The 970-nt window shown below is 69.2% G+C and carries 1 protein-coding gene; it reads left to right on the forward strand.

What is annotated here, in order from left to right; all coding sequences use genetic code 11:
* The coding region (locus tag AC1Q6C_RS33650) for an MFS transporter (protein ID WP_492667133.1) at positions 1–970 on the forward strand (970 nt) is incomplete at both ends.

Consider the following 970-nt stretch of genomic DNA (forward strand, 5'->3'; position numbering starts at 1 on the left):
TGCTGGCGTGTCTTGTGCTGCCTGCCGGAGCAATCGGTGACCGTTACGGGCGTCGCGGTGTGCTGGTCACGGGGCTGGCGGTGTTCTCGGTCGCGTCGGCGCTGCCGCTGCTGCTGGCCGACCCGGTGTGGCTGATCGCAGCGCGCGCGCTGGCCGGGGTGGGCGCGGCGCTGGTGATGCCTTCGACGCTGTCGATCCTGACCGCGGGGTTCGCCGCTGCCCATCGTGGCCGGGCGGTGGGGGTGTGGGCCGGAGTTGCGGGGTCAGGGGCAGTGCTGGGCATCCTCGGCGCCGGGGTACTGCTCGAGCGGTGGTCATGGCCTTCGGTGTTCGTCGGGTTGACCGTGGCGGGGGTGGTGCTGGCGGGGTTGGCGTGCACTATCGCCGAGTCCCGAGAGAGCGAGCATCCCCCGGTGGACTGGGTGGGTGCGGCGGTGGTGGCCGTCGCGATCGCGGCGATCGTGTTCGCCGCGATCGAGGTTCCCGCGCGGGGCTGGGCCGACCAGCTCGTCGCCGCTATCGCCGGGGTCGGTCTCCTGGCAGCGGTGGTGTTTGTGATCGTAGAGCTGCGGTCTTCTGCGCCACTGCTGGACGTGCGGTTGTTCGCCCGCCGCGGTTTCGGGGCCGGCTCGCTGTCGGTGACCATCCAGTTCCTGGTTACCTTCGGAGTGTTCCTGCTGTTGGTGCAGTACCTGCAGCTGATCCTCGGCTATGGGCCGCTGGCCTCGGCACTGGCGTTGGCGCCGATGGTGGTGCCGCTGGTCGTGATCTCGGTAATCGCACCGTGGTTGTCGAGCCTCGTCGGGTTGAAAGTGATGACCGTCTCAGGACTGCTTGCCATCGCTGCCGGACTGGTGCTGGTAAGCCGGTTGACCGTGGTCGCGGACTATCCTGGCCTGCTGTGGCCGCTGCTGATCATGAGCGCGGGTCTGGGATTGTGCACCGCCCCGGCGACCTACGCCATCGTCGC

The sequence above is a fragment of the Rhodococcus sp. MT28 genome (genome assembly GCF_058792695.1).